This is a genomic window from Bradyrhizobium sp. T-12, assembly GCF_058314695.1.
The window spans coordinates 2,263,271-2,281,641 of record NZ_CM177756.1 but is presented as its reverse complement, the minus strand read 5'-3'; the positions used below and the strand labels follow the sequence as shown (position 1 = coordinate 2,281,641).

Genomic DNA, 18,371 nt, shown 5'->3' with positions numbered 1-18,371 from the left:
CTCGCTCATGACCGAACCCATCCTCTCCGTGCGTAACCTTCAGGTGGAGTTCGCCTCCCGCCGCGGCACGCTGCGCGCCATCGACGGCGTCTCCTTCGACATCGCCAAGGGCGAGGTGCTGGGCGTGGTCGGCGAATCCGGCGCCGGCAAGTCCGTCACGGGCCTTGCCGTGATCGGCCTGATCGATCCGCCCGGCCGCATCGCCGGCGGCGAGATTCGCCTTGCGGGCCAGCGCATCGACAATCTGCCGCCGGAGGAGATGCGGCGCATCCGCGGCAAGCGGATCGGCATGATCTTCCAGGATCCCCTCACCTCGCTCAATCCGCTCTACCGGGTCGGCGACCAGATCGTCGAGACGATCAGGACCCACCTGAACCTGTCAGAATCCGCCGCGCGCCGCCGCGCCATCGACCTGCTCGCCGAGGTCGGTATTCCCGCGCCGGACAAGCGCATCGACGGCTATCCGCACGAATTCTCCGGCGGCATGCGCCAGCGCGTCGTGATCGCGCTCGCGATCTGCGCCGAGCCCGAGCTGATCATCGCCGACGAGCCGACCACCGCGCTCGACGTCTCCGTGCAGGCGCAGATCATCTCGCTGATCAAGCGGCTTGGCCGCGACCACGGCACCGCTGTGATGCTGGTGACGCACGACATGGGCGTGATCGCGGAGACCTCGGACCGCGTCGCGGTGATGTATGCCGGCCGTGTCGCCGAGATCGGTCCGGTCCAGGATGTCGTCAGAAATCCGCTGCACCCTTACGCCAAGGGCCTGATGGGCGCGATCCCGACGCTGGCCGGCGACGACAAGCGCCTGCAGCAAATTCCCGGCTCTATGCCGCGCCTCTCGGCGATCCCGCGCGGCTGCTCCTTCAATCCGCGCTGCGCCTTCGCGTTCGACCGCTGCCGGGTCGAGCGGCCGGAGCCGTTGCCGCGGGGCGCGCAATCGGTCGCCTGCCATCTCTATGACAGCGTGCCGGCGGAGAGCGCGGCATGAGCACTCCCTTCGTCCAGGCGACAAATTTGCGCCGGGTGTTCGACGTCTCAAAACCCTGGCTCAACCGCGTGCTCGAAGGCGGCCACCTCGAATTTCTCAAGGCGGTCGATCACGTCACCTTCGACATCAGGAAGGGCGAGACGTTTGCGCTGGTCGGCGAGTCCGGCTCGGGCAAGACAACGGTCGCTCGGATGGTCGTCGGCCTCTTGCCGCCGAGCGCGGGCGACGTGCTGATCGACGGCGTCTCGATGACCGATCCGCGGCAGGCGCCTGCGCGCCGCAAGCTGCGCCGCCGCATCCAGATGATCTTCCAGGATCCCTATGCCAGCCTGAACCCGCGCTTCCGCGTCGATGCCATCATCTCCGAGCCGATCCGCGCGTTCGACCTGATCCAGGGCGAGCGCGACATCCAGGCCCGCGTCGGAGAATTGCTCACCCTGGTCGGCCTGCATCCCGACGACCGGCTGAAATTTCCACACGAATTCTCCGGCGGCCAGCGCCAGCGCATCGCGATTGCCAGGGCGCTCGCCTCGGATGCCGAGTTCATCGTCTGCGACGAGCCGACCTCGGCGCTCGATGTTTCCGTGCAGGCGCAGATCCTCAACCTGATGCGCGACCTCCAGGACAAGTTCGGCCTGACCTACATGTTCATCAGCCACAACCTCGCCGTGGTCCGCCACATGGCGAGCCGCGTCGGCGTGATGTATCTCGGCCGCATCGTCGAGATCGCGGAGGGACGCGAGCTGTTCGCCAATCCGCGCATGCCCTACACCAAGATGCTGCTGGGCGCCGTGCCTGACCTTGCCATGAGCGGCCGCCAGCGAATTCCGGTGAAAGGCGAGATCCCGAACCCGATCAATCCGCCCCCCGGCTGCGCCTTCAATCCGCGCTGCCCGCTGGCGTTCGATCTCTGCCGGAAGGAAACGCCGGAACTGATCAACGGCGTCGCCTGCCACGCTGTTAACACCGCGCCGGTCCCAGCGTGACGCGCGCGTGCCATGCGGCCTGCGCATTTGGCATCCCAGCATCGGCTGTGATCAATTGCGCGCGCCGCAAATGAGGTAGCCCATGGCCAGCAACGTCAATCCCGATCCGTTCACAACACGCCCCGAAATCGAGGGCACCTTCGGGGTCGTCGCCACCACGCACTGGATCGCGACAGCCGTCGGCATGGCCATCCTGGAAAAGGGCGGCAACGCCTTCGACGCCGGCGTCGCCACCGCCTTCACGCTGCAGGTGGTCGAGCCGCATCTGAACGGCCCCGGCGGCGACGTGCCCGTCATCGTGCACGACGCGAAGCGCGGTCGCACCGAAGTGATCTGCGGCCAGGGCCCGGCCCCGGCGCGTGCCACGATCGCGCATTACAAGAGCGAGGGCCTCGACATGGTGCCGGGCACCGGCCTGCTCGCCGCCTGCGTCCCCGGCACCTTCGAATCCTGGATGATGCTGCTGCGCGACTACGGCACGATGCGCGTGCGCGACGTGCTGGAGCCCGCGATCTCCTACGCCCGCGATGGCTATCCGCTCGTGGAGCGCGCCTGCGCCACCATCCAGACCGTCGAGCAATTGTTCCGCAAGCATTGGCCAACCTCCGCCGCGGTATACTTGCCGAACGGCGAGGTGCCGAAGCCCGGCACGCTCTTCACCAACAAGACGCTGGCCGCGACCTACGCGCGGATCCTGAGCGAAGCCGAAAGCGGCGGCGGTGGCCGCGATGCCGAGATAGAGCGCGCGCGCAAGGCCTGGTCGCAAGGCTTCGTCGCCGAGGCCATCGACAAGTTCTGCCGCACGCAAGAAGTGATGGACGTCAGCGGCTCGCCACATCGCGGCGTGTTGTCCGCCGACGACATGGCGTGCTGGCAGCCGACGATCGAAGCGCCGCTCACCTACGATTATGGCCGCTACACTGTTTGCAAGGCCGGCGTCTGGAGCCAGGGTCCGGTCACCCTGCAGCAGCTCGCACTGCTGAAGGGCTTTGCCCTCGACGGCCTGGATCCGACCGGGCCCGAGTTCATCCATCTCCAGATCGAATGCGCAAAACTCGCCTTTGCCGACCGCGAAAAATTCTACGGCGATCCGAAATTCAGCGAGATCCCGATCGCGACGCTGCTATCGGATGCCTATAATGACGAACGCCGCAAGCTCGTCACCGAGAAGGCTTCGCTCGATCTGCGGCCCGGGGCGGTCGAGGGCCTTGGCGGCGTGGTCAAGCTGCGCCGCGCTGAAGGCCAACGCGAAGCCGTTGGCGCTTTAGGCGCCGGTGAACCGACCGTGGGGCGCTTCGGCGAGGTGCGCGGTGACACCGTGCATTTCGACATCATCGACAAGGCCGGCAACATGGTGTCCTCGACACCTTCAGGAGGCTGGCTGCAATCCTCGCCTGTCATTCCCGAACTCGGTTTCTGCCTCGGCAGCCGCGCACAAATGTTCGATCTGGAGGAGAACCAACCTAGTTCGCTCGCGCCGGGCAAGCGCCCGCGCACCACGCTGTCGCCGAGCATGGCGCTGAGGGACGGCGAGCCCTATCTTGCCTGGGGCTCGCCCGGCGGCGACCAGCAGGATCAGTGGATCACCCAATTCTTCCTGCGCCACGTCCATTGCAATCTCAATCTGCAGGAAGCCATCGACGCGCCGGCCTGGCATTCCGAGCATTTCCCGATCTCGTTCTGGCCGCGCACTGCGCGTCCAGGCGTGCTCGTGGTCGAGAATCGTGTGCCGAAGGCGACGATCGAAAACCTTCGCGAGCGCGGGCATATCGTCGAGGTCGGCCCCGACTGGTCCGAAGGCCGCCTCACCGCGGCCTCGCGGGTCGGCGTCCGCCGGCGCGCCGCCGCCAATCCGCGCGGCATGCAGGGTTACGCCGCGGGACGCTGATAGGCAGCACATGACCTGGTCGATCATCGCGAAAGATCCTGCCACCGGCCAGTTCGGCATCGCAGTCGCGACCCGGTTCTTCGCCGTCGGCGCGCGCGTGCCGTATATTGAGGCCGGCCTCGGCGCCATCGCGACGCAGGCCTTCGTCAATCCCTATTACGGCATCGACGGCGTCAAGCTCCTGCGCGATGGCCTCAACGCCCACGACGTGCTTGCCGCCCTGCTCGCGGCGGACGACGGCCGCGAGAGCCGGCAGGTCCACATCATGGATGCGAGCGGCGAGGTCGCTGCACATACCGGGCGCGACTGTGTCGACTGGTGCGGTCACACCGCGGGCAGCGGCTTCTCGATCGCCGGCAACATGCTCGCGGGCGCCGACGTGCTTGCCGAGACGGCAAAGACTTATCTCGCCAACGACAGCCTGCCCTTCCCGCGCCGCCTGCTCGCGGCGATGCGCGCAGGGGAAGCTGCCGGCGGCGACAAACGCGGCAAGCAGTCCGCGGCGCTGCTGATCCACGGCGAGGAGGAATGGCCGGCGCTGGACATACGCGCCGACGACCATCCCGATCCACTCGGCGACCTCGAACGGCTCGAAGCGGTCAGCCATGAGCTGTGGGTGCACTTTCGGCCCTCGATGCCGACGCGGCAGAACCCGGCCGGCAACACCGATCGCAGCGTCATCGACGCCAGCATCCAAGCAGCGCGCGCAAGACGATCATGAGCGCGAGCCCCCTCATCGAGATCACCGAGCTGCGCATCCGCTTCCATGGCGACGACGGCCGCGTCACCCATGCCGTCGACAGCGTCGATCTCAGCGTCGCCAACGGCGCCACGCTCGGCCTCGTCGGAGAATCCGGCTGCGGCAAGAGCGTGACGTCGCTGGCGATCATGGGCTTGTTGCCGAAACAAAGCGCGGAAATATCGGGCGCGATCCGCTTCGACGGCATCGACCTCCTGCGGACGCCGGACCAGACCCTGCGCGACCTGCGCGGCAACCGGCTCGCGATGATCTTCCAGGAGCCGATGACCTCGCTCAACCCGAGCTTCACCATCGGCGACCAGATCATCGAGACCATTTTGCGTCACCGCGGCGGCCCGCGGAAGAGCGCGCGCGAGCGGGCCATCGAGCTGTTGCGGCGCGTCCACATCCCCTCGCCGGAGCGGCGGATCGACGAATATCCGCACAAGCTCTCCGGCGGCATGCGCCAGCGCGTGATGATCGCGATGGCGCTCGCCTGCGACCCGCGTCTCCTGATCGCCGACGAGCCGACCACCGCGCTCGACGTCACCTTGCAGGCCCAGATCCTGGAGTTGATGCGCGAGCTGAAGGCCGCAAGCGGCGCCGCCATCATCCTGATCACCCACGATCTCGGCGTCGTCGCCGAAGTCTGCGACGAGGTCGCGGTGATGTATGCAGGCGAGATCGTCGAGCGCGCCGCCGTCGATGAGCTGTTCTCCGCGCCGCAGCACCCCTACACCGTCGGCCTGCTCGGCTCGATCCCACGGCTCGACCATCGCGCCGAGCAGCTCGCCACGATCCAAGGCATGGTGCCGAACATGGCGCAGCCGCCGGCCGGCTGCCGCTTCGCCGCGCGCTGCCCGTTCGTGCTGGAGGCTTGCACCAAGGCGCCGCCGCCCTTGATCAAAGTCAGTCCCGGCCACCTCTCGCGCTGCATCCGCGCGCCGCTCGAACGCCTGGTGTCGTGATGGCGCTGCTCGAGGTGACCGGCCTGGTCAAGCATTTCGTCGCCCAGCGCTCGCTGTTCGGCCGGCCGCTGGCGCACGTCAAGGCGGTCGATGGCGTGTCCTTCTCGCTCGATGCCGGAAAGACGCTGGCCCTGGTCGGCGAATCCGGTTGCGGCAAATCCACCGTCAGCCGCCTCCTGCTGCGGCTGATCGAGCCGGATGCAGGTACGGTGCGCTTCAATGGCCGCGACCTGCTCGCGCTGGATGCCGACGGCTTGCGAAAATTCCGTCGCGAGGCGCAGATCATCTTTCAGGATCCCTACGCCTCGCTCAATCCGCGCATGACCGTCGGCCAGATCCTGACCGAGCCACTGGCGCTGCACGATCTCGTGCCGCCGGCGCAGCGGCGCGCGCGCGTCGCGGAGATCCTGCGGCTGGTCGGGCTGGAGCCGCGGCTGGCGCGGCGCTATCCGCACGAATTCTCCGGTGGCCAGCGCCAGCGCATCGCCATCGCCCGCGCGCTCGCGGTCGAGCCGAAGCTGATCATCTGCGACGAGCCGGTCTCGGCGCTCGACGTCTCGATCCGCTCGCAGATCCTCAACCTGTTGCGCGAGCTGCAGGACCGGCTCGGTCTCGCCTACATCTTCGTCTCGCACGACCTCGCCGTGGTCAAGCACATCGCCGACCACGTGGCGGTCATGAATCTCGGCCAGATCGTCGAGACCGCGGAAGCCGACGCGCTGTTCGCATCGCCGCGCCATCCCTATAGCCGGGCGCTGCTGTCCGCGATCCCGCTGCCGCAACCGAAGGCGAAACGAGCGACGGTCCTGCTGCAGGGCGAGATCCCGAGCGCGCTCAATCCGCCCGCGGGCTGCCGCTTTCACACCCGCTGCCCCTTCGTGATCGAGCGCTGCCGCAGCGAAGCGCCGAAGCTCTTGGCCGACGGCACCGGCCATGCCACCGCCTGCCACCGCATCGCGGAGCTGCCGCCAGCCGACGCCATCCTGCCGGCCGCCGGCGGATTTTCGCCCACTCTTGCAAAATTGGTCGCGGCCTTCAGCCAAAAGACGGAAGGCGGAAGCCTCGCCGGGGTTGGTATACAAGGCGCCGCGTCCACAACGACATAGCCGAAGCAATGGGGATTGACCGATGAAGATGTTTCGCCTGGCCGCAACGGCCGCCGCCATCCTGTTGTCGATCGCAGCCGCGCAGGCCCAGAGTACGTTGCGCATCGGCCTCGCCGAGGACCCCGATATCCTCGATCCCACGATGGCGCGCACCTATGTCGGCCGCATCGTCTTTTCCGCCTTCTGCGACAAGCTGTTCGACATCGACGAGAAGCTCAACATCGTGCCGCAGCTCGCGCTATCGAGCGAGACCGCCGACGACGGCAAGAGCCTCGTCATCAAGCTGCGCCCCGGCGTGAAATTCCACGACGGCGAGCCGTTCGACGCGGAAGCCGCAAAGTTCTCGCTGGAGCGGCATCTGACCTTCCCCGGCTCGTTCCGCAAACCGGAGCTGGCCTCGGTCGATCATATCGAGGTCGTCGATCCCCTCACAATCAAGCTGGTGCTGAAGTCGCCGTTCTCGCCGCTCTTAGCCCAGCTCACCGATCGCGCCGGGATGATGGTGTCGCCGAAGGCGGCGAAGGAAGCCGGCGACAAGTTCGGCCTGCGCCCGGTCTGCGCCGGCCCCTACAAATTCATCGAGCGGGTGCAGCAGGACCGCATCGTGTTCGAGAAATTCGCGGACTACTGGAACAAGGACAATATCTTCATCGACAAGATCGTGTTTCAGCCGATCGTCGATGCCACCGTGCGGCTCGCGAACCTGAAGTCCGGCGGGCTCGACCTGATCGAGCGTGTGCTCGCCACCGATCTGAAGGACGTGCGCGCGGATTCGCGGCTGAGGGTCGCGACCGCCATCGAGCTCGGCTATCAGGGCATCACGCTCAACATCGGCAAGGACAAGGCCAAGGGACCGCTCAGCCAGTCCGCCAAGGTGCGGCAGGCACTCGACCTGGCCATCGACCGCGAGGCGCTCAACCAGGTCGTGTTCAACGGAGAGTTCCAGGTCGGCAATCAATGGGTAAATCCTGACCATCCCTACTATCAGAAATCGCTCCCGGTCCGTCCGCGCAACGTCGAGAAGGCCAAGGCGCTGCTGAAGGAAGCCGGCGTAACGCCGCCGGTGAGCGTCGACTTCCTGGTGCCGAAGGGCGCGGAGACCGAGACGCCGGCGCAGGTGATCCAGTCGATGGCGGCGGAAGCCGGGTTCGACATAAAGATCCGCCTCACCGAGTTCGCAACCGGACTGAAGCAGGCTGAGGCCGGCGACTACCAAGCCTACATGCTCGCCTGGAGCGGCCGCGTCGACCCCGACGGCAACACCTTCGTGTTCCTGCATAGCGGCGCGCCGCAGAACTATGGCGCGTGGAACAATCCGCAGGCCGACAAGGCGCTGGAAGACGCGCGGCTGGTCACTGATCCCGCCAAGCGCAAGGCCAGCTATGAGATGCTCGCCAAGCTCGTACAGGACGAAGAGCCGCTGCTCTACCTCTACCACCGCCGCATCATCATCGCGCACACGACCAAGCTCGAAGGCTACAAGCAGATGCCCGACGGCCTCGTGCGCGTGGTCGGCCTCAAGCTGAAGTGACGACGAGAGGATGCTGAACTTCCTCGCCCGCCGCCTTGCGCAGATCGTGCCGACGCTGTTCTTCGTCTCGGTGCTGATCTTCTCGCTGCAGCAATTGCTGCCGGGCGATCCCGCGCTGGTGATGGCGGGCGAAGAGCGCGACCCCGCGGTGATCGAGCAGATCCGCCGCCAGTACAAGCTCGATCAGCCCGTCCCGGTGCAGTATGCCTACTGGATCAAGGGCGTGCTGTCGGGCGATTTCGGCGAGTCGCTGCGCAACAAGATGCCGGTGCGCGAGCTGATCGCACAGAAGCTGCCGGTGACGCTGCAGCTCGGCTCGATGGCGATCGTGATCGCGTTCCTGATCGGCATTCCCGCAGGCATCGTCGCGGCCGTGAAGAAAGGCTCGGCTTGGGACTATGGCGCAAACCTGTTTGCGCTATGGGGCATCTCGACGCCGAACTTCTGGCTCGGGATCATGCTGATCTTCCTGTTCTCGATCGAGCTCGGTTGGCTACCGGCGTCCGGCTACGTGCCGCTCACCGAGAACTGGCGCGCCAGCCTGGCTGCCACCATCATGCCGGCTTTCGTGCTCGGCAACGCGATCGCCGCGGTGCTGATGCGGCATACGCGCAGCGCCATGCTTCAGGTGCTGGAAAGCGACTACGTCCGCACCGCACGCGCCAAGGGATTGTTGGAGCGCTCGGTGATCCTCAAGCACGCCATGCGCAATGCGCTGACGCCCGTCATCACGCTCGGCGCGCTGGAGCTCGGCACGCTGCTGTCCGGCGCCGTCTTGACCGAGCAGATATTCTCCATCCCCGGCTTCGGCAAGCTGATCGTGGATGCCGTCTTCAACCGCGACTACGCCGTGGTGCAGGGCGTGGTGCTGGTGACGGCGACCGTCTACATCACGCTGAACCTCGTGGCCGATATCGCCTACATCCTCGTCAATCCGCGGCTTCGAGGCTAGATCCATGACCGACGCCGCGCTGCCGAGCCCTCTCACCCTCGCCGACGAGCTGGATAGCCCGGCCCGCCGCGCGCGTCGGCGGCTGTTCAAGCGCAAGGCGGCGGTGTTCGGGCTCGTCGTGCTCGTGCTGGTCATCGTGCTCGCCGTGCTGGCCCCGCTCATCGTGCCCTACGATCCCATCGCGACGAGCTGGAGCCTGGTACGCAAGCCGCCCACCGCGGCGCATTGGTTCGGGACCGACGAGCTCGGCCGCGACATCCTCAGCCGCGTCGTCTACGGCGCACGCGCCTCGCTGCTCGCGGGCCTCATCTCGGTCGCGATCGCGCTCGGCATCGGCGTTCCGCTCGGCCTCCTCGCCGGTTATCGCGGCGGCTTCCTCGATGCGCTGATCAGCCGGATCACGGACGCGATGCTGGCCTGTCCCTTCCTGATCCTGGCGATCGCGCTCGCCGCGTTCCTCGGGCCGAGCCTCGGCAATGCCATGATCGCGATCGGCATCTCGGCGACCCCGATCTTCGTCCGCCTGACCCGCGGCCAGGTGCTCGTCGTCAAGGCCGAGGATTATGTCGAGGCTGCGCGCGCGCTCGGCAATCCGCCGTGGCGGATCGCGCTCTCGCATATCCTGCCGAACATCCTGCCCGCACTGCTGGTGCAGGCGACGCTCTCGATCGCCGCCGCCATCATCGCCGAGGCCGCGCTCTCGTTCCTCGGCCTCGGCCAGCAGCCGCCGGCACCGTCCTGGGGCAGCATGCTCAACGCGGCGCAGCGCTTCCTGACCCAGGCGCCGTGGATGGCGATCTGGCCGGGGCTTGCGATTTTCCTCGTGGTGCTGTCGCTGAACCTGCTCGGCGACGGCCTGCGCGATGCGCTGGATCCCAGGCAGCGCTAACGCTGAAGGAACGAGCCTCGCTTGGCGCTCCGACGAAAGGGACTTCCCTCCTCAGCACAAGGACCTCAAATCACCACCTCCCGCATCACGCGGCGGCAATCCATCTCGTATTCGAGATCGACCACAGGCGGCCGTGCGAAATGCCAGGTCAGGCCGGAGCGCAGCGCGCCGCGGCGGACCAGTTCATCGACGAGCGCGTGGTGGAAGTCGTGGACGGAATAGGCCTGCACGCCGGTCGTGTCCTTCCAGCCGAAACCGAACGCCGCCATCCGGTTCTCCATCTGCGACGTCGTGGTGAAGCGCACCTTTTCCCGCAGCCCCTCCGGGCTGAGGTCGCGATAGCGCACGGTGCGCTCGACATAGGTCCCGCTGCCCTCGCGCGCCTCGGCGCCGCCGGCGATCACGAACGACGCTGCCTTGGAGCGCGTGGGGCGGGTGAAGGAGAACGCATAGAACGACGGCTCGGCCGGCGGATCGATCTCAGGGCAGACATTGCTGCGTGCCACCGGGTTGGTGGTGCCGTCGAAGATGCCCCATTCCGACAGCGTCTTCACATAATGCAGGTTGAACGCGCGAAAGCCCTCCTCGCTGAAGGCCGCCGGCGAACGCAGTTCGCAGGCGCAGAACGCCGTCAGGGGACGACCCGCCTCCTGGATGAACTTTGCCGCCATCGCAAAGCCTTCCGCGAGCGGCATCAGGCGATCGAAGCGGACGCGCTCGATCTCATAGCCCTCATCCGCGGCTGCGCCCGCAGAATATTGAAACACGGACGGAATGAACCGGTAATTGCCGGCAGAGAACTCACGAACCATGACGCACTCCTATTCAAGCTGCATGCGAATGCCCTTGGCGCCGTTGAGCAGGCGCTTCAGGTGAAAGCCGGCCAGGGAATCGTCGGCATGCATGCCGACCAGCGCGGCAAAGGCCGGCATGGCCGCCGCATCGCCGGCTTCCATCTTGGCGAAAGCCTCAGAGTACAGCGCCGTTTCCGGCGCTTCGAATTTGCCCGGGGGCAGCGGCTCGAACGCGCGTAGCGGCTCGCTGCGCCCACGCAGCATCAGCTCGCCCACGGGGCGGCCTTGAAAATTCTCAGCCGCTGCGGCAACGCTGGCGCTGACGCAAATGCGGGTGCCCAGATGCTTGTTGGCGGCCTCCAGCCGCGCCGCGATGTTGATGGAATCCCCATACGCGGTGTAGTCGAAGAAGCGGTTGCCGCCAAAATTACCGACCAGCGCCGGGCCGGCGTGAATGCCGATGCGGGTGGCGCCAAAGGCAACACCCATGGCACTCTGGCGCGCGCGAAACTCCTGCGCCCAGGCATCGAGCTCGTGGGCGCAGGCCACCGCGCGCGTGGCATAATCGGGCTGATCTCCGGGCGCGTTGAAGAGCACCTGGATCGCGTCGCCGATGATCTTTGCGACCGTGCCCTCATGGGCAAAGACGACCTCGGTCATGCCGCCGACATACTCGTTGAGCAGCTTGCCCAACGTCTCGGGCGGCGCAGTCTCGACCAACGAGGTGAAGCCGGTGATGTCGGTGAAGATGGTGGCGACGTCGCGCCACTGCACTTCGATGCCCTCGCCCTCACCGCTGGCGGCCAGACGCCTGGCGAGCTCAGGCGAGAAATGACGCGACAGCGCGGCGTGGGCGCGCTCGGCTTCCATCTGGCGGCGCTTCACCTCGCGCAGCATCTCGATATGACGGATGGTCTTCCCGATCGTGGCTTCCAGATCGGCAAAGTCGATCGGCTTGGTCAGGAAGTCGAACGCGCCGCGGTTCATCGCGGTTCGGATGTTGCTCATGTCGCCATAGGCGGAGACGATGATGGTCGACTTCTTGTCCTCGGCTTCCTGGAGCTTCGCCAACAGCGACAGCCCGTCCATCCGGGGCATGTTGATGTCGGAGACCACCATGTCGACTTGCGGATTCTGCTCGAGCGAAGCAAGCGCCTCGATACCGTCGCGAGCGAACATGATCGTGACCTCTCCGCCGCGAATCTGCCTGCGGAACTTTTGCAGGACCAGCGCCTCGAGATCCGGCTCGTCATCGACGAAGAGGATGGTCGCGCTCATGCGGCTTGCTCGAGCCTCGTGTCGATCTCCTGCCGCAGCAGCGCGAAATCGATCGGCTTGGTGAGAAGCCCGACGGCGCCGCGCTCGATCGCCTTCCGCCGGGTCTCGGCGTCGCCATAGGCCGTGATCATGATCACGGGAACGTCCGGGTGTGCGGCGCGAACTTTCGGCAGCATGTCCAGCCCGCTCATGCCGGGCATATTGATGTCGGACAGGATCAGGATCAACGAGGGGTCGCGAACCTCCGCGGCGCGCTTGAGCGCATCGGGCGCTGAAGAGGCGAACTCCATCTGGAAGCGGCCGGCGCGCAGCTCGCGGCGGAATTGCTGCCGGAACAGCGCCTCGACGTCGGGCTCATCGTCGACGACCAGGATGTAAACGTTCAAGACTTGCCTCCGGAAGTGTCGCCTGCCGTCATCGTGCGCGGCAGGGTGATGACGAATTCGGTGAATACACCGGGTGTGGAGTTCACGTCGATGGTGCCGCCGTGCTGTTTCACGACGATATCATGGCTCATGGACAGGCCGAGGCCGGTGCCCTCGCCGGCCGGCTTGGTGGTGAAGAAGGGATTGAACATCTTCTCCATCACCTCGGGCGGAATGCCGGTGCCGTTGTCACGGATCCTGATTTCGACCCTGGCGCCGAGGTCCTTGGTCGCGGCGCTCAAGGTGGGCTCGAACGCGTCGCCCGCGCTCTCCCTGCGCTTGGCGGCGGCATAGAATCCGTTGGAGATCAAATTGAGGAGGACGCGCGTGATCTCCTGCGGATAGATGTCGACCATGCCGGCGGCGGGATCGAGGGCGCGCTGAAGCGCGACGTTGAAGGACGGTCGTTCGGCGCGCGCGCCGTGATAGGCGAGGTTGAGGCTCTCCTCCACGACCGCATTGATATCGACGGCGCGATGCTCGCCGGAGCCCTCGCGCGAATGCAACAGCATGTTCCTGACGATGGAATCGGCGCGCTTGCCGTGCTGCACCACCTTCTCGAGGTTGCCCTTCAGCATGTGGGTGAGCTCGTCGACCTCTTGTTTGGTCTTGCCGTCGAGGCTCGCCGCTGCGAGCACCTCGCTGAGCTCGTCGATCAGCTCCGTCGACAGAGCGGAAAAATTATTGACGAAGTTGAGCGGGTTCTTGATCTCGTGGGCGATGCCGGCTGTGAGCTGGCCGAGCGAGGCGAGCTTCTCGGTCTGGATCAAGCGATCCTGCGCGGTGCGCAGATCGTCGAGCGATCGCGACAGTTCTGTCGTGCGTTCCTGAACCTCCTCGAACAGTCGGACATTCTCGATCGCGATGAGGGCCTGATCTGCGAAGGTCGTAGCGAGTTCTATTTGCTTGTCGCTAAAGGGCCGCACCATATGCCGCGTCAGGACGAACACGCCGATCGGTGTCCCCTCTCGAAGGAGAGGGACACCGAGCATCGTACGTACGATGGAACGCCGGCGCGCGGCCGAGGGGGCATAGTCCGGGTCGGCCTGCACGTCCGGAACATGGACCGTCTTGCCATCGAGCAGTGTACGCCCGACCACACTCCCACGCTCCGGTACGGAGGCGAAAGTCCGAAGCTTGCTTTCCTGCTCCGCGTCGAGCCCGCAGCTTGCCGCCAAATAGAAAACGCCGTCGCGAGGCCGGAAGATCGTGCCCTCGTCCGCGTCGCACAAGCGCGCGGCCGATGCGACCAGCGTGTTCAGCACGGTCTGCAGATCGAACGCCGAACGGCTGATGACCTTCAGCACGTCGGCGGTCGCGGTCTGCTGCTGCAAGGACTCGCTCAATTCCGCAGTTCGCCGTTCGACCTTGTTTTCGAGGTCCGCATAGGATTCCTGCAGGCGCGCGCCCATGTCGTTGAACTGGTCGGCGAGCCCTTCGAGCTCGTCACCCGTCCGGATCGAGATGCGCTGCGAGAAATCGCCGCCACCGATCCTTTCGGCGCCGCTGCGCAGCACCTGGATCGGCCCGACCATGCGGCGCGCCAGGAATATTCCCGCAAGCACCGCGAAGATCGATGCCGCGAGCAACACGATCGCGAGCCGCTGCAACGAGGCGTAGAACGATGCGTAGGCCTCCTCGACGGGCAGCTCGACGAACATGGTCCAGTGCAGCGGCTCGATGGGAGCCGATGCCGTCAAGACCTTCTGACCCTGGATATTGCACGCTTCCTCGAGCGCATCCGGCATCGTGCCGCCGGCAGCTTGCGCGGCGCGCACCTGTGCGAGGCCGGACATGTCGGTGTTGCGCAGCACGAGGCTGATGTCGGGGTGGGCGATCAGGCGGCCTTCCGGGCCGACCACATAGGCGTGCCCGCGCTGGCCGACCTTGATCTGCGAAACCACGTCCCAGATCAGCTTGAGATTGACCTCGGCGATGCTGACACCGGCATCCTTGCGCGCGCCGGCCAGCGCCAGCGTCATGTAGGGCTCGGACTCCCGGCGGAAATAGACCGGCCCGTAATAGACCTTGTGGGCGACCGCCTCGATGAACTTGGGGTCACCGGACAGGTCGGTCCCGCTCTCGATCGCGTCCATCGCCAGCCGCGAGACCCGCAACCGTTCCTTGCCGGTCGAATCCACCTGGGCAAGCTCAGTGATGGCAGGTACCTGACGCAGCAGCCGCAGCGCGTCGAACCGGCGCTGCTCGATCGAGCTCGCCGACCACGGCAGTTGCGTGGTCCAGCCGAGCTGGCTCTCGATCTCCTTGACGAACTGGCCGATCTTGGCCGCGGCTGCTTCGGCCTGCTCATGCTGGACCTGGATCAGCGAGGCCTTGTGCTCACGATAATAGAAGAAGACCTCGAACAGGCCGTTGGCCAGCAGCGCGATGGCGACGACGGCCACGAACAGCGCAACGTATTTGGTGAACAGCCGCGCCCGGATCCCCCGTCCCGCGCCGGAGGCGGCGCCAGCCGGAGCCGCGCTCGGCAGCGTCCTCGCTTGCGGGGTGTCAGGATGGAGGGAAAGGCTCATCCCGCGAAACTAGCAAGAAGCGCGGACCTTGTCTCTTGCGAGCGCAGGAGGCCGCGTCCCCAGGGCTGCGGCGCCGACTGCGGATGCGGTGGCACAACGAAAAAGGGCGGCAGCGGATGGACCGCTGCCTCCCCTTGGTTCGCTTGCTGACAGCTTCAGGTCGGCCGCAGGGCCTTGGCGTCGAGGTCGAGCTCGGCAACCTGCTTGTTCCGCTCGGAATCGGCCGCGGCGCGGTGATCGGTCGCCAGCACCACATACACCGCCGGCAGCACGAACAGCGTGAACAGGGTGCCGATCGACATGCCGGCGACGACGACAAGACCGATCGAGAAGCGGCTGGCCGCGCCCGCGCCGGTCGCGGTCAGGAGCGGGATCAGGCCGGTGACCATCGCGGCCGTCGTCATCAGGATCGGCCGCAGGCGGATGCGAGCCGACATCTCGATGGCCGAGCGACGGTCGAGCCGCTCGTTGACCTGGAGCTCGTTGGCGAACTCCACCATCAGGATACCGTGCTTGGTGATCAGGCCGACCAGGGTCAGCAGCCCGACCTGGGTGTAGATGTTCATGGTCGCGACGCCGAAGAACAGCGGGATCAGCGCGCCGACGATCGCCATCGGCACCGAGATCATGATCACCAGCGGGTCGCGCAAGCTCTCGAACTGCGCCGCGAGCACCAGGAAGATGATGATCAGGGCGAAGCCGAAGGTGATCGCGAGCTGGTTGCCCTCCTGAACATATTGCCGGGAATCCGCCAGATAGTCATGGCTGAAGCCCTGCGGCAGCTTCTTGGCCTCGCTTTCGAGGAAGTCGACCGCCGCGCCGACCGTCACGCCGGGCATCGGCACCGCCGAGAACGTCGCCGAATTGAGCTGATTGTAGTGCGTCAGCGAATTTGGATCGGTCTTGGTCTGGATCGACACCACCGTCGACAGCGGAAGCTGCTGGCCGGTATTGGTCGTCACGTAGTAACCGCCGAGCGATTCCGGCGACAGCCGCTTGGCGCGCGGCACCTGCGGGATCACCTGATAGGACCGCCCCTCGAGATTGAAACGGTTGACGTAGTTACCGCCGAGCAGCACGGCGAGCGTCGCACCGAGGTTCTGCATGTTGACGCCGAGATCCTGCGCCTTGCTGCGGTCGATCGTCACCTTCACATTGGGCTGGTTGAAGTTGAGATCGCTATCGGAGACGATGAACATGCCGCTCTTGCGGGCTGCGTCCTTCAGCTTCTCCATCTGCTCATAGACCGTCTGGAACCCCGCCGTGGAGTTGATCACCATCTGAACCGGCAGGCCGCCGGGCCCGCCAGGCAGGGGCGGCAGGTTGAAGGCGAACGCTTGCACGCCCTCGATCTTGGAGAGTTCGGCCTGCACCAGCGGCTTCAGAGCGATGGACGAGCGCTTGCGCTCGTCCCAGGGCTTGAGCAGCATGCCGGCGATGCCGCCCTGCGGGCCGTTGATGCCGTTCAGCACGAAGCGCAGATCGGTCTCGGGGAATTGCTGGAATTTCTCGTCGAGTTTCTCGCCGTAGAAATCGACATAGTCGATATTGGCGTATTTCGGTGCCTTGGTGACCGCGAACACGATGCCCTGGTCTTCCTCCGGCGCCAGCTCTTTCGAGGTGTGCATGTAGAGGAAGCCGACGAGCCCGAGGATGGTGATCGCGAACAGGCCCGTGATCGCCTTGTAGTCGAGCGAGCGGTCGAGCCTGCGGCCATACCAGCGCGTCAGCGCGCCGAACACCCGGTTGACGAGCTTGGCGAAGCGGCCCTCTTCGGTGTTCTTCAGCAGCACCGAGCACATCATCGGCGACAAGGTCAGCGCGATCACGCCCGACACGATCACCGAACCCGCCAGCGTAAAGGCGAACTCGCGGAACAGCGAACCGGTGAGGCCGCCGAGGAAGCCGATCGGCGCGTACACGGCGGCCAGCGTGATGGTCATCGAGATGACGGGACCGACGATCTCGCGCGCGCCTTGCAACGACGCCTGGACCGGCGTCTTGCCCTCCTCCAGATGGCGATGGATGTTCTCCACCACGACGATGGCGTCATCGACCACGAGACCGATCGCCAGCACCATCGCGAGCAGCGTCAGAAGGTTGAAGCTGAATCCCAGCGCCAGCATCAGGGTGCAGACGCCGATCATCGACAAGGGAATCGTGACGACCGGGATGATGACCGACCGCAGCGAGGCCAGGAACAGGAAGATGACCACGATCACGATGATCACGGCTTCGCCCAGCGTCTTCTCCACCTCGTCGATCGAGGACTGGATGAACTTGGTCGAGTCGTAGGCGACCTTCATCTTCATCGACGGCGGCAGATTGCGTTCGAGCTCGGGGAACAGCGCGCGCACGCCCTTGACCAGCGTCAAGGGGTTACCCTGTGGGGTGGCCTGCACACCGATGAAGATCGCGTGCTCGCCGTTGAAGGCGACGCTCGCATCGGTGCTCTGGGCGGCGAGCTCGACGGTGGCGATGTCCTCCATTCGTACGAAGCCGCCGTCCTTCGCCTTGACGATCATCTTCTTGAACTGGTCGACGTTGGTCAGGCCCGTATTCGTCGAGACGTTCGAGACGATCAGATAGCCCTTGGCCTGTCCGGCCGCGGACTGGAAGTTGTTGGCCTGGATCGCCGACGCCACGTCCGCCGGCGACACGTTGCGGCCGGCCATCTTCTCGGGGTCGAGCCACAGCCGCATCGCGAAGGTCTGCCCGCCGAGGATGTCGGCGGAAGCCACGCCGTCGACGGTCGACAGCACCGGCTGCACCACGCGCGTCAGATAATCCGAGATCGCCGAGCCCGAGAGCTCCTCGGACGAGAAGCCGAGATACATCACGGCCGTGGTCTGGCCGGTGGTCTTGGTGACGATCGGGTCGTTGGATTCCTTCGGGATCAGATATTTGACCGAATTCGTCTTCGCCAGCACCTCGGTGAGCGCCTGGTTCGGATCGAAGTTCAGCTTGATGTAGACCTGGATCGTCGAGGTGCCGAGCACCGAGGACGACGTGATGTAGTCGACGCCCTCGGCGGACGCTACCGCCTGCTCGATCGGCGTCGTGATGAAGCCCTGGATCAGGTCCGCAGATGCGCCCGGATAGACGGTCGTGATGTTGATGACCGTGTTCGACAGCTTGGGATATTGCCGGATCGGCAGCACCATCGCCGCACGCAGGCCGATCAGCAGAATCAGCAGGCTGACGACGACCGACAGAACCGGGCGCTTGATGAAAATATCGGTAAGGGCCATCGCGGCGATCTCGATTTCTTTGTCTCAAGAGAAGTG

The 18,371-nt window shown here is 65.7% G+C and carries 14 protein-coding genes; 9 read left to right on the top strand and 5 right to left on the bottom strand.

The window, feature by feature from the left end; genetic code table 11:
• Positions 1-7: 7 nt before the first annotated feature.
• From AC0WRY_RS10830 to AC0WRY_RS10790, 9 genes are all read left to right on the top strand, one after another.
• Entirely contained in the window at positions 8-994 is a 987-nt protein-coding gene (locus AC0WRY_RS10830) for an ABC transporter ATP-binding protein (RefSeq protein WP_194406970.1), read from the top strand.
• Positions 991-1,980 carry an ABC transporter ATP-binding protein gene (locus AC0WRY_RS10825; protein ID WP_194406969.1) on the top strand — a complete coding sequence of 330 codons (990 nt, stop codon included), beginning with the start codon at positions 991-993 and terminating at the stop codon, positions 1,978-1,980. The genes AC0WRY_RS10830 and AC0WRY_RS10825 overlap by 4 nt, the downstream gene beginning before the upstream one ends.
• A gap of 82 nt (positions 1,981-2,062) precedes the next feature.
• Entirely contained in the window at positions 2,063-3,868 is a 1,806-nt protein-coding gene (locus AC0WRY_RS10820) for a gamma-glutamyltransferase family protein (protein ID WP_491123074.1), read from the top strand.
• A 10-nt stretch (positions 3,869-3,878) separates the two neighbouring features.
• A complete protein-coding gene (locus AC0WRY_RS10815) occupies positions 3,879-4,589 on the top strand; it encodes a DUF1028 domain-containing protein (RefSeq protein WP_491123073.1) in 711 nt (236 codons plus the stop codon).
• Complete coding sequence (locus AC0WRY_RS10810; RefSeq protein WP_491123072.1) at positions 4,586-5,575, top strand: ABC transporter ATP-binding protein; 990 nt, start codon at positions 4,586-4,588, stop codon at positions 5,573-5,575. The genes AC0WRY_RS10815 and AC0WRY_RS10810 overlap by 4 nt, the downstream gene beginning before the upstream one ends.
• Positions 5,575-6,681 carry an ABC transporter ATP-binding protein gene (locus tag AC0WRY_RS10805; protein ID WP_194406965.1) on the top strand — a complete coding sequence of 369 codons (1,107 nt, stop codon included), beginning with the start codon at positions 5,575-5,577 and terminating at the stop codon, positions 6,679-6,681. Before AC0WRY_RS10810 ends, AC0WRY_RS10805 begins: the two co-directional genes overlap by 1 nt.
• A gap of 22 nt (positions 6,682-6,703) precedes the next feature.
• Complete coding sequence (locus tag AC0WRY_RS10800) at positions 6,704-8,212, top strand: ABC transporter substrate-binding protein (protein WP_491123071.1); 1,509 nt, start codon at positions 6,704-6,706, stop codon at positions 8,210-8,212.
• Positions 8,213-8,222: 10 nt separating this feature from the next.
• Positions 8,223-9,164: an ABC transporter permease gene (locus AC0WRY_RS10795; protein WP_194406963.1), complete on the top strand. Its 942-nt coding sequence runs from the start codon at positions 8,223-8,225 to the stop codon at positions 9,162-9,164.
• 4 nt (positions 9,165-9,168) lie between these two features.
• Positions 9,169-10,053 carry an ABC transporter permease gene (locus AC0WRY_RS10790; protein ID WP_194406962.1) on the top strand — a complete coding sequence of 295 codons (885 nt, stop codon included), beginning with the start codon at positions 9,169-9,171 and terminating at the stop codon, positions 10,051-10,053.
• 65 nt (positions 10,054-10,118) lie between these two features.
• On the opposite strand, the gene cnbZ is transcribed toward AC0WRY_RS10790, so the two are convergent.
• The 5 genes from cnbZ to AC0WRY_RS10765 form a co-directional block, all read right to left on the bottom strand.
• Positions 10,119-10,865, bottom strand: coding sequence for a 2-amino-5-chloromuconate deaminase CnbZ (gene cnbZ, locus AC0WRY_RS10785; protein WP_194406961.1), 747 nt, complete (start codon positions 10,863-10,865; stop codon positions 10,119-10,121).
• Positions 10,866-10,874: 9 nt separating this feature from the next.
• Positions 10,875-12,125, bottom strand: a complete 1,251-nt coding sequence (locus AC0WRY_RS10780) for an adenylate/guanylate cyclase domain-containing protein (RefSeq protein ID WP_491123070.1) — start codon at positions 12,123-12,125, stop codon at positions 10,875-10,877.
• Positions 12,122-12,511 (bottom strand): response regulator, encoded by a 390-nt coding sequence (locus AC0WRY_RS10775; protein ID WP_018315558.1) that lies wholly within the window; start codon positions 12,509-12,511, stop codon positions 12,122-12,124. Before AC0WRY_RS10775 ends, AC0WRY_RS10780 begins: the two co-directional genes overlap by 4 nt.
• Entirely contained in the window at positions 12,508-15,084 is a 2,577-nt protein-coding gene (locus AC0WRY_RS10770; protein WP_491123069.1) for a sensor histidine kinase, read from the bottom strand. The genes AC0WRY_RS10775 and AC0WRY_RS10770 overlap by 4 nt, the downstream gene beginning before the upstream one ends.
• A 155-nt stretch (positions 15,085-15,239) precedes the next feature.
• The gene (locus AC0WRY_RS10765) at positions 15,240-18,335 is read right to left on the bottom strand and encodes a MexW/MexI family multidrug efflux RND transporter permease subunit (protein ID WP_194406958.1); all 3,096 of its coding nucleotides are present in this window, start codon (positions 18,333-18,335) and stop codon (positions 15,240-15,242) included.
• Positions 18,336-18,371: the final 36 nt, after the last annotated feature.

Bases quoted from the DNA above. Each gene is read 5' to 3' on its own strand.
- AC0WRY_RS10765 (WP_194406958.1), bottom strand. From the start codon at position 18,335: ATGGCCCTTACCGATATTTTCATCAAGCGCCCGGTTCTGTCGGTCGTC.
- AC0WRY_RS10770 (WP_491123069.1), bottom strand. From the start codon at position 15,084: ATGAGCCTTTCCCTCCATCCTGACACCCCGCAAGCGAGGACGCTGCCG.
- AC0WRY_RS10800 (WP_491123071.1), top strand. From the start codon at position 6,704: ATGAAGATGTTTCGCCTGGCCGCAACGGCCGCCGCCATCCTGTTGTCG.
- AC0WRY_RS10815 (WP_491123073.1), top strand. From the start codon at position 3,879: ATGACCTGGTCGATCATCGCGAAAGATCCTGCCACCGGCCAGTTCGGC.
- AC0WRY_RS10820 (WP_491123074.1), top strand. From the start codon at position 2,063: ATGGCCAGCAACGTCAATCCCGATCCGTTCACAACACGCCCCGAAATC.
- AC0WRY_RS10790 (WP_194406962.1), top strand. From the start codon at position 9,169: ATGACCGACGCCGCGCTGCCGAGCCCTCTCACCCTCGCCGACGAGCTG.
- cnbZ (WP_194406961.1), bottom strand. From the start codon at position 10,865: ATGGTTCGTGAGTTCTCTGCCGGCAATTACCGGTTCATTCCGTCCGTG.
- AC0WRY_RS10780 (WP_491123070.1), bottom strand. From the start codon at position 12,125: ATGAGCGCGACCATCCTCTTCGTCGATGACGAGCCGGATCTCGAGGCG.
- AC0WRY_RS10830 (WP_194406970.1), top strand. From the start codon at position 8: ATGACCGAACCCATCCTCTCCGTGCGTAACCTTCAGGTGGAGTTCGCC.
- AC0WRY_RS10825 (WP_194406969.1), top strand. From the start codon at position 991: ATGAGCACTCCCTTCGTCCAGGCGACAAATTTGCGCCGGGTGTTCGAC.
- AC0WRY_RS10810 (WP_491123072.1), top strand. From the start codon at position 4,586: ATGAGCGCGAGCCCCCTCATCGAGATCACCGAGCTGCGCATCCGCTTC.
- AC0WRY_RS10795 (WP_194406963.1), top strand. From the start codon at position 8,223: ATGCTGAACTTCCTCGCCCGCCGCCTTGCGCAGATCGTGCCGACGCTG.
- AC0WRY_RS10805 (WP_194406965.1), top strand. From the start codon at position 5,575: ATGGCGCTGCTCGAGGTGACCGGCCTGGTCAAGCATTTCGTCGCCCAG.